Source organism: Shewanella sp. SM71 (assembly GCF_025653905.1).
Taxonomy (GTDB): domain Bacteria; phylum Pseudomonadota; class Gammaproteobacteria; order Enterobacterales; family Shewanellaceae; genus Shewanella; species Shewanella oncorhynchi.
Map to the genome: position 1 here is coordinate 196,777 of NZ_JAKKRW010000003.1, position 12,364 is coordinate 209,140.

At 43.0% G+C, this 12,364-nt stretch carries 13 protein-coding genes; 7 read left to right on the forward strand and 6 right to left on the reverse strand.

From position 1 onward, the window contains the following. Nucleotides 1–118 precede the first annotated feature (118 nt). Together ltaE and L5L97_RS04635 are read left to right on the forward strand one after the other, a co-directional pair. A complete protein-coding gene (ltaE, locus tag L5L97_RS04630; protein WP_263181286.1) occupies nucleotides 119–1,132 on the forward strand; it encodes a low-specificity L-threonine aldolase in 1,014 nt (337 codons plus the stop codon). 194 nt (nucleotides 1,133–1,326) lie between these two features. Further along, nucleotides 1,327–2,802 carry an HDOD domain-containing protein gene (locus L5L97_RS04635; protein ID WP_113939427.1) on the forward strand — a complete coding sequence of 492 codons (1,476 nt, stop codon included), beginning with the start codon at nucleotides 1,327–1,329 and terminating at the stop codon, nucleotides 2,800–2,802. Nucleotides 2,803–2,897: 95 nt separating this feature from the next. Here the strand turns inward: L5L97_RS04635 and L5L97_RS04640 are convergent, their stop codons facing one another. From L5L97_RS04640 to L5L97_RS04665, 6 genes are all read right to left on the reverse strand, one after another. Next, nucleotides 2,898–3,446 (reverse strand): nuclear transport factor 2 family protein, encoded by a 549-nt coding sequence (locus L5L97_RS04640; protein WP_219250972.1) that lies wholly within the window; start codon nucleotides 3,444–3,446, stop codon nucleotides 2,898–2,900. A gap of 24 nt (nucleotides 3,447–3,470) precedes the next feature. Next, nucleotides 3,471–4,295, reverse strand: a complete 825-nt coding sequence (locus tag L5L97_RS04645) for a zinc-dependent peptidase (RefSeq protein WP_263142356.1) — start codon at nucleotides 4,293–4,295, stop codon at nucleotides 3,471–3,473. 109 nt (nucleotides 4,296–4,404) lie between these two features. Beyond that, nucleotides 4,405–6,144, reverse strand: a complete 1,740-nt coding sequence (locus L5L97_RS04650) for a GGDEF domain-containing protein (protein WP_263142355.1) — start codon at nucleotides 6,142–6,144, stop codon at nucleotides 4,405–4,407. After that, nucleotides 6,131–7,534, reverse strand: coding sequence for an ABC transporter substrate-binding protein (locus L5L97_RS04655; RefSeq protein WP_263142430.1), 1,404 nt, complete (start codon nucleotides 7,532–7,534; stop codon nucleotides 6,131–6,133). Before L5L97_RS04655 ends, L5L97_RS04650 begins: the two co-directional genes overlap by 14 nt. 249 nt (nucleotides 7,535–7,783) lie before the next feature. After that, nucleotides 7,784–8,230, reverse strand: a complete 447-nt coding sequence (locus tag L5L97_RS04660) for a CopG family transcriptional regulator (protein WP_105251885.1) — start codon at nucleotides 8,228–8,230, stop codon at nucleotides 7,784–7,786. Beyond that, nucleotides 8,190–8,996 (reverse strand): AAA family ATPase, encoded by an 807-nt coding sequence (locus L5L97_RS04665; RefSeq protein WP_263181288.1) that lies wholly within the window; start codon nucleotides 8,994–8,996, stop codon nucleotides 8,190–8,192. Before L5L97_RS04665 ends, L5L97_RS04660 begins: the two co-directional genes overlap by 41 nt. A 527-nt stretch (nucleotides 8,997–9,523) precedes the next feature. Here L5L97_RS04665 and L5L97_RS04670 point away from each other — a divergent pair. From L5L97_RS04670 to L5L97_RS04690, 5 genes are all read left to right on the forward strand, one after another. Next, nucleotides 9,524–9,994: a GNAT family N-acetyltransferase gene (locus L5L97_RS04670; protein WP_105251887.1), complete on the forward strand. Its 471-nt coding sequence runs from the start codon at nucleotides 9,524–9,526 to the stop codon at nucleotides 9,992–9,994. Between the two features lie 151 nt (nucleotides 9,995–10,145). Continuing rightward, nucleotides 10,146–10,355: a DUF3820 family protein gene (locus L5L97_RS04675; protein ID WP_006082494.1), complete on the forward strand. Its 210-nt coding sequence runs from the start codon at nucleotides 10,146–10,148 to the stop codon at nucleotides 10,353–10,355. Between the two features lie 125 nt (nucleotides 10,356–10,480). Further along, nucleotides 10,481–10,783: a hypothetical protein gene (locus L5L97_RS04680; protein ID WP_006082493.1), complete on the forward strand. Its 303-nt coding sequence runs from the start codon at nucleotides 10,481–10,483 to the stop codon at nucleotides 10,781–10,783. A 186-nt stretch (nucleotides 10,784–10,969) separates the two neighbouring features. Further along, a complete protein-coding gene (locus L5L97_RS04685) occupies nucleotides 10,970–11,491 on the forward strand; it encodes a GNAT family N-acetyltransferase (RefSeq protein WP_263181289.1) in 522 nt (173 codons plus the stop codon). 166 nt (nucleotides 11,492–11,657) lie between these two features. Beyond that, nucleotides 11,658–12,182 (forward strand): GNAT family N-acetyltransferase, encoded by a 525-nt coding sequence (locus L5L97_RS04690; protein WP_259503846.1) that lies wholly within the window; start codon nucleotides 11,658–11,660, stop codon nucleotides 12,180–12,182. Nucleotides 12,183–12,364: the final 182 nt, after the last annotated feature.

Consider the following 12,364-nt stretch of genomic DNA (forward strand, 5'->3'; position numbering starts at 1 on the left):
CGAGGTTCTACATCGGTAAATTTGTCGACAAGTATGACGATAAACTATACAAAATAAGCCTTTAGCGCTAGAGTCTTGAGCCCATTATGCGCCAAGCAAACTTTAAGTTGAGGACAAGATGATAGATTTACGCAGTGATACTGTTACCCAGCCAACAGCAGCCATGCGGTTAGCCATGTCCAGAGCCGAAGTGGGTGATGATGTTTACGGTGATGACCCTACGGTAAATAGTTTGCAGGATATGGCTGCGGAGATGTTTGGCTTTGAAAGTGCATTATTTACCTGTTCGGGTACTCAGGCAAATTTATTGGCTCTGATGGCCCATTGTGATCGTGGTGATGAGTACCTGTGCGGTCAGCAGGCTCACAATTATAAGTTCGAGGGCGGCGGCGCTGCTGTCCTAGGCAGCATTCAACCTCAACCTTTAATGAATCAATTAGATGGCACTATTGCATTAGCTGACATTGAAGCCGCAATTAAGCCTGATGATATCCATTTTGCTCGTACTCGTTTGCTTAGTTTAGAGAATACGATTGGCGGTAAGGTTCTCCCGCAAAGCTATTTGGCGGATGCGCAGGCATTAGCCTTTAATCGCGGATTAAAAATTCATTTAGACGGTGCGAGAGTTGCCAATGCTGCGGTGGCGCAGAATATTGCGATAAGTGATATCACGGCGCACTTTGATTCAGTGTCGATTTGTTTATCCAAAGGATTATGTGCGCCAGTCGGCTCATTACTCTTAGGTGATGAACGCTTGATTAAGAAAGCCATTCGTTGGCGTAAAATGCTTGGTGGTGGCATGCGTCAAGCTGGGATACTTGCCGCTGCGGGTAAGCTTGCTTTAACTGAGCAAGTACAACGGCTTAGTGAAGATCATGATAATGCGGCGTACTTAGCTCGGCAGTTGGCAGAATTCAGTGAGTTCGACGTCAATTTAGCCGCAGTACAAACAAATATGTTATTTGTTACATTAGCACCCCATATTGATGCGAACTTATTGGCTAAACACTGTCGAGCGGAAGGCATCCTGATAAGCCCAGGGCGTACACTTCGGCTTGTGACTCATAAAGATATCAGCCGTCAGGATATAGATAAAGTGTTGCGTGTTGTTAAGCAGTACCTCAAAGCCTAAGTGTGGATTGATTTCCTGTTTTACTGAAATGCCTGAGCTTTGTCTTGGGCATTTTTATAGGCAGGCATTGCTTAATGTTGAATTATTAAGCAATTAATGAATGATTTGCTAAAACAAGCTTTAGACAACAGGCGAAATGTTTGCGTTTATCTATACTAAAAACAACAAGATTATATCGCTAAGGTAACTTTAGGTTGAAGCCTAATAACAATACTAATAAAGGGGTCGATTATTGGACAAATCGGATCAGTGAATTGGAAATGCCTGCACTGTGTTCGACTGTTAAATCGCTAGAAAAGCTCGCCAAGGATGACGTTTCCTCTCTCGCATTACTCGGGCGTAGCGTGATGCACGATAACGCCTTAACCTCTCGTATTCTTCGAGTTGCTAATAGCGCTATTTACCATAAAGGTAGTAGCCAAATCTCTACTGTCAGCCGAGCGGCTATAGTGCTTGGTTTTGATGCGGTGCGAAATATCTGTATCACAGCCAAGTTACTCTCAAGCTTGTTAGAGAGTAAAAATTTGGCACCTAACGTATATCAAAGATTAATAAAGTTGATGGCTAAAGCATTTCAAGCAGCCATGATTGCACGGATGATGTTGAGCCATTATGACGAAGAAATGCAGGAGGAAGCTTTTATAGCCTCTTTACTGTATCACATAGGTGAGAGCGCTTTTTGGAGTATTGGTGGTGAGTTCACCGAAGAGTTAGATCTAAAACTACGTGAATGTGCAACGCCAGCAGAGGAACGAAGTATAACCCGCGAAGCCCTCGGCACTTCTTTTTCACTATTAACTCAAAGTATTGCCCGCAATTGGGGATTGGGAGAACTGTTGGTCCATGCAGTTAATAATCCTGAAGACCAAAGACCTGAAATTCGGTCTATTTTTATTGCGGATAAGCTCTGCGATATTTTATCTCAGCCTAATCTTGATAAGCAGGAATTAGGGAAACGTATCACGCAAGCGGCGAGTTTTACTGGACTAGAAGAAAATGAGTTTATGGTGCGGATGCAACGCTGCGCGAATGCGACCCATAAGTTAGCTGAAGTATATGGTGCTAAGGTGTTGCTAGACTATCTACCTGATCCTAAGCGTATGGTCACAGTTAAACCTGTTCCACTTCCCATTCCATTAGATATGCCTGTCTATCAAGTTAACTTGAATATTCAGTTAGCTAAGCTACGAGAATTAACAGGCTTCGCCATTAATAAAGCCGATTTTAACCAAATCATGCAAACGGTTCTCGAAGGTATACTTGAGGGCGTTGGCGTTGACCGGTGCGGCGTGCTGTTATTGTCGCCAAGCCGTAAACAACTTCAACCTAGGGTGATATTAGGTCGTGATGCAGATGCCATTAAGCAAGAGTTTATTATCGATTTGAGCGATAGGCGGGGATTATTTTACCAAGCGATGGAGCATAAGTTACCGCTTTGGGTAGATGATCCTAGCTCTAAGAAATGGCAAGAGCAGTGTAAAGAATTACAAGCGCAACATGTGTCACGTCAAGGCTTTTTATTAGCACCATTATTAGTCGATAGTAAAGTGATCGGGTTTTATTATGCGGATAGGGGCCCTTCGGAAAGGGCATTTGAAGACGTGGATTTTCAAAGTTTCATCCACTTCTCCCAATTGGCGAATGTGTGTTTTACTGTGTCTTTGAGATAGTGGTATAACTTAAGTGATTACTTTTAGTGATTTAATTTCAAACTGTATTCTTTCGGAATTGCACTCTTTCAAACCGTATTTTGGGGAGTGCTGCGCTATTGTTTGTTTACGGCTTTAATCTCGGCAGTTATTTGCTTGGCTACCTCATTAGGAATGGGAAAGCTTAAATGGTATTGCGCTATTTCCCAGTTGCCATTGGTTTTGATTAAAGTGCCTGTTCCTCGACTGACGCCATAGGCTGGACTATTTAATAACTCGTCAAACAATATGACATTGCCGTGTTGGATTAAATGACGCTCAGTTAAATCATAGCGCCAACCTTTTGTGGGGCGGGAGTAACGTTCAAATTCCGCCATTCCCCAGCGCTCACTCGCATCCGTGCCAATAAAAATGCCGTCTTTTCGGTACAGGGCAAAGTATTTATCCCAATTGGCATCGCTTGAATATTGGTTGAGTAAATCTAATACGTGAGCCGCCGCTTGTTGATCAGGATTCGAAGTCGTTTGAGTGCTTTGTGTTAGCGAGTCCTGTGCCTGTACGCTTACATTAAGGCCGCCAAGCATTAACGCGCTGAGCAGTAACCCCAAGGTAGCGCGATTAATATTGGAACCTTTAACTGAGAATGCATGAGTGTCTTTGAGCATTTTGCGTGCCTCTACATTTATGGGTTAATGCCAGTTTATCGGATCGAGTTGATAAAAGCGGCTCAGTTCTCTATACAAGTCTGGGTGTTGTTGGTAAAAATCCTCTGGTTTCTCAAAAAAGACTTCGGTGATGACGGCAAAAAACTCAGCGGGATTAGTCGCACCATAATAATTAAATAATGAGGGGGTGCCAAAATTTGCACTGTGTTGTAACTGGGTAAATTCCCTACTTAGCACTTCAGACCAAGTGCTGTAGTCGGCAAAATGCTGCAGAATGGGTGCGCCATTGGCTTGGCCATCTTCTTGATCGAGCTGATGGGCAAACTCATGGATTACGACATTATTACCATCATGGGGATCGGCGGCGCCGTCTAAAGTATTTCTCCATGAGAGCACAACTTTACCGTATTCCCATGATTCCCCTGCCAGCACATTGCGTTGTTCCCACACGATACCGCTAGTGTCTTTATGTTGATTATTGACGATAAAGGCATCGGGATAGACCAAAATCTGTTTCAGTTTGGGGTAAAAGTCGGTTTTACGATTGAGTAGCAGTAGACAGGCTTGGGCCGCGATTGTGACTCTTACTTCATCCGTGATCTCAAAATTATCGCAGCCGATAAAGACTTTCTCATCGATGAAAATTTGGATATGTCGTTTGAGTTGCAGTTGTAGATCTGCGGGTAGAGCATGGAAGTAAGGCAGTCTTTTTTTGAGAATGCTGCGCCATTCTTTTGGAAAAGGTTTCATCGTGACTCGTCGACGATGTAAGGTCCTGCGCCAACGACTCGACAGTAGCCAGGTAATTGCGCCAACTCCTAGGATAAGCGTGATAACAATAGCGAGCATACTTCCCTGACTTTATCCTGATTAACTTAGTATTAGCTAATGGGGGTGAAGTTAGCTTAACTCAATCCTCTGGTGAAAAAAGAAACTGAACAGTCGCCGCATTTTATGGTTAGGAATAGCGAACTGGTTGGTTTAGTCGTGTCTCTGTACGATTGCGACCTGTTAGTTTGGCGTGATAGAGAGCCTCATCAGCTTGATTAATTAAGCTATTCGTATCCATAGGTTGTGATCGCTCCCAGCAAGTAATACCAGCGCTGATGGTCAGTATGCCGTCATGGGGGGAGTCTTCATGTGGTATTTTTAAATTGATGATTTTATTGCGTAATATTTCAGCAAAATGATATGCCTCCTCGAGATTGCTCGATGGCAGTACTATCATGAACTCCTCTCCGCCATAGCGGGCAAGCATGTAAGTGGGTTGTTTCAAGATCGATTTGGCGGCATTCACGATTTTCTTAAGACATTGATCGCCTGCGACATGACCATACCTATCGTTAAATTGTTTAAAATTATCAATATCAAACAGAATTATACCTAGGGGCATGTTGTGGTCCCTTGCATACTCTAATTCTTTTTGGAGTTGTAAATCTAAATAGCGGCGATTATAGCAGCCAGTTAATCCGTCGGTTTCGGCCATGCCTTTAACCTGAGCTGCGTAGCTTTTTAATGTCTCTAAGGAGCTCACCATTTGCTGGAGCTCTAAGTTATCAGTGACAGGCATTCTGGCGTCGAGTTTTTCATTGGCAATGGCATTCATTGCATCTCGAGTCGCCATGACAGGCTTGATGATTCCCTTAGTGATAAAGTGCCAACTGGTGAGCCAGATGAAGAAGCAATATAAGATGCCACTGCAGAAAATTAATACGATAAATGCGGTGCTATCGTTTTTAAGTTCGCGGCCTGTTTGCTGAATTTCATTTTCAACTTGGTTAACGAGATCCTGCGTATAGGTCGCAACGATTTGTGCGGCATCAGCTTGGTATTCTAAATGCGCATTGGCGATATGAGTGCTTCTAATTGCTTTGCGAGAAAGTTCAAAGAGGTTGTCTTCACCGACCATGGTCTGTTTTATTTGTGATAACAAATTAAAATATAAGTTTTTATCGCCACCGATACTATCAAGCATAGCCTCCATGCTTAACAGCAGTCGCATAGCATCTCTTTGGGTTTGGTTTAGTTCAACTAGATTGTCGATGATATTCACTTGAGTTAACTGGGTAAATAAGTGTTCTCCTAGATGACTAAATAAAGATAGCTGCTGATTGGTATTGATATTTAAAGCAATCTGGTCAACGTTTCTCAGCTTAAGCTGACGTTCAGAGTCCGTATTAATATGCTGAAATTGGGTTTGCATTTCATCGCTAAATCCCGACGCCATTGACGTTAAGTTGGCTTGAATATTGGCTGCCTGTGAATTGGCTTGTAAGGCAGTATCGGTTAACGTGTTGAGTAATGGCAGTTGTTGTAAGTAATACAGTTGAGTATCTAAGGCGTGATTTAATTCTTGCTTATTGACAGTAGAAGTTTCTATTGAGGCCAGTAGACGTGAGTCATTGATGAGTAATTCCCATTGTGCGGAAAGTTCGCCTAACAGGCTAGTTCTTTGTTTTTCATCATAATAATTATTCAAGCGTGCAGTAATGATTTGTAGTTTTTCACTGTTTTTTGCCAGTTGCAGCGCAGTGGTGACTTTTACCACATCTACCCCGACTAAGTGTTCAATTTCTGATTTGAGTTGCTGTGACAGTAGTATGGCGACAACACCATTTAATAGCGCCATGCCCACTATGATATAGAAGGCTGAGGTTATTTTTTGTTTCAAACTTTTCAGTGGTTTAGTGCTTGGCATTATTTTCTTTGTCAATAGCAGGTACCTCTCCATAGGTATTTTGGAGGTGTTTTATCTCTGCACTTAATTTAATGAAAATATCTTCACTGTTAGCGGGTCTGCGGCTTGCGCTAAAACAGGCGTGGCTGAGTTCAGGGTAAATTTGTCCCATGGCAGTACTGGTGAAATGCCCAAAGGATAAGACCTTAGTAGACCAAAACATATTGGCTATGTGGCTTGCCTCAAATGCGCCTGCTATGCCTTTTAAAGATTCATCTTCAAATTCTGGGGCTGTTACTACATCCATACGACAGGGATTACCACCCCCCATAGCATAGGCATGTTGTGCCTCATAGGTGCCCATATATTTGAGCAGCCAATAGGCAGCTTGAGGGTTTTTGCTGTCGTAGCTAACGGCAAAGGCATAAGCGCCATTGTAGGGATAACCGCCAGGCACTTGGCTTACGGCTAGACGCGCGCCGAGAATGTTCTGTTCAACTTTAAAGGATTTATACCACAGATTATTGTAGGCAAAAGGCCACATAGCCGCTTGACCTGTTGCAATAGCATTTGCTGCTTCATTGAAAGCAAACTGCTCGTTAGCGGGAACGGCATAGGGCATTAATTCGCGATATTGCTTGGCCGCTTCAATGGCTTCATGGTTGATGGTGGGCACTTCAAAATGGGAGATCTGTTTCTGGCTGTTATAGACGGGCTGCATCCAAGTGCCACCTAAGCTCCAAATCATGCTAGAGAATTCATCGTTAATATGGGGTTTATCACCCGACATTAGCGCTAGACCGTAAAAGTCATGAGTCAGTATTTTATCCGCTAATATAGTGCCTGCTTTACGAGTGAAGAACTGAGCTTGATCTCGTAACTCTGTTAAGGTTTTTGCTGGTGCGAGTGGATAGCCAAACTGACGCAGAAACTGAGCTTTTTCAGTTTTATTATCAAAGAGATCTGCTCGATAATGATTTCCCATAACATAATTGTTATAGGGAATAGCATGGATTTCACCTTGATAGGACAAGATGTTAAGTAGCGATGGGTAATAGGGTTCTAGGTATTTCTCCATGGCCTTTTCGCCATCGGGATCGTAAAGTTTAGCGAGTTCAATTAAGGGCACTGTATAACCATTGGCAGCCCATTCTTTAGCCCAGCCCGCTTCCATTGTAAGTAAATCGTATTTGCCTGAACCTTGAAGTAAATTCTGGGTCTGTAAGTTAAACATATCCTCTAATTCAGTACTGACCACTTGCACTTTTACGCCGGTTTTTGCGGTGAATTTAGGCAACATTTCTTGGGTTAAATAGTCGGTCCAAAATCCTTTTTCAGCGACCAAAGTGATAGGTGTTTTGTTTGTTAGCGGCGGGATTTGTGCCAATGAAAATTCTGCGTAACAGGGCATCATTATCGCTGCGGTTAAACAAAGAAAAATAAATCTGATCCGGTTTAACAAAAATAACACCTTAATGTTACGTATTGACTCTGAGTTAATATCATTAATTCAGCATTGTGTATATTTAAGGATAGGTGGGATCAGAACTTATGCCGCGATTTTATGATGGTTTTTATTGTGTTTTTTACTTTTTGAGCAAAAAGCCGGTAACTCGATCTTAGCTAAGTTACCGGAAAAGGGTGGGAGTAGTGTGAATCGTTAACGGTGTTGGCGTTGTTGTTCTCGTAATTGCCTCAAGGCAATAGGTAGGTCGAAGTGTTGTTCAATCAAGAGTCGGAGCAGCTTTGATTTGGATATACTGCTTTCTTCTGCCAGTGTAGCAAGATGGGTTATAGCCGCTTCACTGAGGGAAAATGTTGCTTTGCGATAGTGTGTTTTAGTTTCTACTTTTGCGGGGAATAATACGTCTGTTTCTAGGCTTTGTTTGTGCAAGCTCAACACATTGGAATGGCTCCGCGCCATGTCAGTTGTGTCTGTGGTTTTTGTGACAGTTGCATCTGCTTTATGATCTAGATTGCTTTTTAGCTTATTCAGACTTTGTCCCATTGCGTACAAGTTTGCCGCCTCAATAAACTCATCTAACGAAAGCGAGTGCTGTAAGCTGCTAGATGACATAGCGTTTTTCTTGAGATCGCTGAGTCCCATTTTGCCCCCTTCGTTGAGTGGTCGTGTGAGTGGATTGAGTTTGATGGGTCAAATGATGATGCATTTGACTCACCCCCTGAGCGTGTATCGCGGGATGTAGGAGATTGGCTAAGCTGGCAGCACAATCGACTTGGAATAGTTCGCAGGCGATAGTGCGAATTTCTTCGGCTGCTTTTCCTGTGGGCTCGATTTCAATTACCGATAATCCTGATTCTTCACTGTCATCATAAACATTGCGGCAATATGTTATCGCGTCAAGGACATGGATATCATAGGTTTTACAGACTTCTTTGGCCTCTAAAATTCGGTTAGCTTGATTGGGTAGACTTGGACATTGGGTGATCACAAAAGAAGCCCGTAACTTGGGATTAATCATCTTACACGTCGCGACGATATCGTCCATGTGACACACAGTTTTTAAATCGCGGCGCTTAGGTCTTAAGGGCATTAAAATGTAAGCGGCGACTGACATGGTTGCTCGTAGCGCTAGGTTATCTTGCCCTCCGCAGTCGACGAGAACGACATCATAGTGTTGCTCAAGACTGAGTAAGTCATTACGGATCTTACCGTAAAGCTGCACGCAATTGATGCTGGCCAGTTGCGGATTGTTGTTTCTTGCATGGATCCAGTCAGAGGTAGTGCGCTGGGGGTCGCAGTCCACCATAATGACTGAGGCGTTACATTCTGTGGTTAGAAATACAGCTATATTTTGGGCCAGGCAACTTTTACCGCTGCCGCCTTTTTCTCCACCGATTAAGACTATCATGACGCATTCCTTAATTCTTTTGATGACCCTTGTGCAGCGAGTTGATGTGTTTGGAGCTATCCGCATTGATGTCCGAAATCGAATGTAAGCCTAATGTTAATCTCGGTCAATTGGCTGATTTTTTGACGTTTTTTAATTAAATTGTCGTAGGCGTTTTTTTGTCAGTATTTGGTCATATGCCGTTAATTTGACAAAAAAGATGAGACGAGGGATTTATAAAAATGTTTTTTTATCTTATTGGTTTTACATTGTTTTATCTGTTATCCGTCAGTTAAAAGGTTTGTTTGTGGTGATCGGTAACTGTGCATAGGATTTAGGGTGTAGTTTTTTATTTCTTCCTTGGTACAAATGTTAATTTTATATTTCTAAATGTTATTAACTGATCTGAGTAAATTATCAGCTTCTCAGTCGAAAGTGGTCTTGTTTGGTGAGGCACTTGTCATCAAACTGCCAAATGCTGGCTTTATCATCTCTATAGACTGACGTCTAAATCGCTTGAAATTTCAACCATGGAGAAGGGATGCCAAATGGATATCAAAACTATTATGCCTATTAAGTTTGAACTCGTTGAAACTGCACCGTTATTTCATGAACTACTTAATCTGCGGGCCACAGTTGGCCTCCCTTCTATTGGCGTTGAACTTGCGGATGTACAGGCATTGTTCTGGGTCTCTATTCGATTAAGTGACAAGACTGAATTGGAACATGCAGGCGCTGGGGCCGCTAAGTCTAATCTATTGGCAACGGCGTGTGTTTATGGCAACAAGCCCGGGCATTTGATGATTGAAGATTTTATTGTCTTACCCGAATACCAATCCTATGGGCTAGCAAAGATAATACTTGAGCGGGTGATGGCCTTTGTTGATGACCATGCGAGTGCGGGAACTTGTGTCAGTATGACCGCCCATGGTGAGCATGAGCGCTTATGTAGTGAATATGGTTTTCAGTATGCTCCCTGCGCTAATTTAGGGCCTAATTTGTTAAAAATTATCGCTTAATATTCATGTGAGAATGCCTTTTAGGTGTTCGCTAGCGCGTATTTAAGCCCTTGGGTATATAGTTATTTTTACGTAGTTAACGGCGACATTCGTTCGCTTATGTTGTAGCATCCGTAGGATTATCGTGACGTTCTGTATGAGATAACAACCTATGGATCAGCAACTCCTTATTGATGCTGTTAATCAAAAAATGCCCTTTGGTAAGTACGCTGGACGTAAGTTGCTCGAACTACCCGAACCTTATTTGGTGTGGTTCCATAAGCAAGGTTTTCCTCAAGGGAAACTTGGTGAGCAATTAGCGCTAATGTACGAAATCAAACTTAATGGCTTAGAAGGCATGCTAAAACCGCTGTTGAAATGAGTTCCCTTCTTTTAAGAAAAATACTGCTTTTGCGATAAGTGTTGTATTTCGTGATAGAGATTAGCGATTTATTGTTTTTAGCGTGCTTTAATGCAGCATATTAGCAAAACAAAAGGAACGCAGGCATGATGGCAAAATGGGTAAAATTAGCGGCAGTAGCGACTTTAGCGTTAGGCATGTCAAGTGCTTGGGCTCAGGGTGTCACCCACGAAGGTACTGTTGTTGATACGATGAACGGTGGTGGTTACACCTACGTACAGATTAAAGAAGCTGATACCACTTTTTGGGCCGCGGGTCCTCAAACTGAAGTGAGCAAAGGCGATAAAGTGGCTGTGGTTGAGCAAATGTGGATGAACGAATTCACCAGCAAAACCTTGAACCGCACCTTTGATAAACTGTTATTTGTTGGCCAAATCGATAAGAAATAGTCAGCAGTATCGAGTGCGCTAACCTGAGCGCCTCTGTAATTCAACGGCTTCGATACTTTCGAGGCCGTTTTTGTTTTTAGCGTTCAATGCCGCTAAATCTGAGTTTGTGACTATCTCGATGGGGACAAAGGCGGCAAAATAGCGGCTATTTTTCTAGCTGTTATTACTCAGCAGGGGATCACTCAAGTGATGGCGTTTGAACAGTTCGAGATCCAGCCTTATCAGTCATGTTATGCACGTGAAGTGAGTGAGTTATTTCACCTTTGCGTGCACAGCATTACCCATGTTCGTTATTCGCAGGCGCAGCTTATGGCTTGGTCTGCGGCGCCAAGATCGGCTAAACATTGGGATTTACGGTTATGTCGCTCGAAGGCGTGGGTGGTTTTAGCCATAGATGAAGCGACAGCTTCTTCAGTTTGTTGCGGTTTTATCAATGTCGAAACCCATTTCTCCCGCCAAGGTTACTTAGATAGCTTATATATACATCCAGATTATCAAGGTCAGGGATTAGGTGAGCGCGCTTATCTTGTTTTAGAAGCTTGGGCTAAGGCACAAGGCTATGCGCGCTTGAGCTTGGACGCATCTTATCTCTCTAAAGGGTTGTTTACTCGGATGGGATTTATTCAAATACAGCGCAGTTATCAGCAAAAACTTGGGCAAGTGATCCCCGGTTTCTACATGGAAAAGAATATAGGAAAGAATATTTAACGCGCGTTTACTATGGTTTCAGCTAGAAAGTGATGTAAGGTATTTCACAGTAAAACATTAGCTTAACACCGTTTAGTGACACTATTTAACTAAATCAGCACTGTTTAGCTTAAATTAGAATTCGGTTAATCTAAGTCAATTAATGATTCAAGATGGAGGGCAGAGAATGAAGATTCGACTATTTACGCCATCGGATGTCTCGCAGCTGGCGGCGATCTTTGAGGCGAGTGTAATGCAAGGCTCTGGCGAGTTTTACTCGTTTGCCGAGCGCTCTGCTTGGGCTTATATCGAAGGTGAGATCCGCAGTGAGAACTATTGGCTCGAACGCTTAAAGGGCACCACGATTTGGGTTGCTGAAGCGGATAACATGCTGGTGGGATTTATCAATCTTAAGATAGGTGCCGACAGTGATGTTGAAGCCGCTGCCGAAGTGGAATGTTTGTTCGTGCATCCCGAATATGCCCGTTCTGGGGTGGCCACCTCTTTGTATTTTGCGTTGTTTGAAGAAGTTAAAATCTTAGCGCTGAAACGATTAACGGTTGAAGCATCCTATCTCGCGCGACCTTTTTTTGAGAAACAGGGATTTCGCAGTATTCGCCGTAATGAACATAAGCGTTTTTTAAATGCGGCGGATAAAGCACAGGGCCAAGCCCAAGTGTTGGTTAATTTCAGCATGACACTCGCGCTATAACTCAGCTTATCAAAGTGCGGGTCTGGTTCGCTCAACGAGGCCGCTAGCACTGCTTTTATAACATCGCCTTATAACATGACCATAAAAACGCCAATAAAAAACACTGCCAAAGATGACTTGTGGCAGTGCTTCTAGGTTTTCTAGGTGAGTGCTTATCAAGCTGGCATGTAATCACTTGCTCA

Coding starts and splice junctions, on each gene's coding strand:
- ltaE (WP_263181286.1), top strand. CDS start 119: ATGATAGATTTACGCAGTGATACTGTTACCCAGCCAACAGCAGCCATG.
- L5L97_RS04640 (WP_219250972.1), bottom strand. CDS start 3,446: ATGCTCAAAGACACTCATGCATTCTCAGTTAAAGGTTCCAATATTAAT.
- L5L97_RS04645 (WP_263142356.1), bottom strand. CDS start 4,295: ATGCTCGCTATTGTTATCACGCTTATCCTAGGAGTTGGCGCAATTACC.
- L5L97_RS04650 (WP_263142355.1), bottom strand. CDS start 6,144: ATGCCAAGCACTAAACCACTGAAAAGTTTGAAACAAAAAATAACCTCA.
- L5L97_RS04655 (WP_263142430.1), bottom strand. CDS start 7,534: ATGCCCTGTTACGCAGAATTTTCATTGGCACAAATCCCGCCGCTAACA.
- L5L97_RS04660 (WP_105251885.1), bottom strand. CDS start 8,230: ATGGGACTCAGCGATCTCAAGAAAAACGCTATGTCATCTAGCAGCTTA.
- L5L97_RS04665 (WP_263181288.1), bottom strand. CDS start 8,996: ATGATAGTCTTAATCGGTGGAGAAAAAGGCGGCAGCGGTAAAAGTTGC.
- L5L97_RS04670 (WP_105251887.1), top strand. CDS start 9,524: ATGGATATCAAAACTATTATGCCTATTAAGTTTGAACTCGTTGAAACT.
- L5L97_RS04675 (WP_006082494.1), top strand. CDS start 10,146: ATGGATCAGCAACTCCTTATTGATGCTGTTAATCAAAAAATGCCCTTT.
- L5L97_RS04680 (WP_006082493.1), top strand. CDS start 10,481: ATGATGGCAAAATGGGTAAAATTAGCGGCAGTAGCGACTTTAGCGTTA.
- L5L97_RS04690 (WP_259503846.1), top strand. CDS start 11,658: ATGAAGATTCGACTATTTACGCCATCGGATGTCTCGCAGCTGGCGGCG.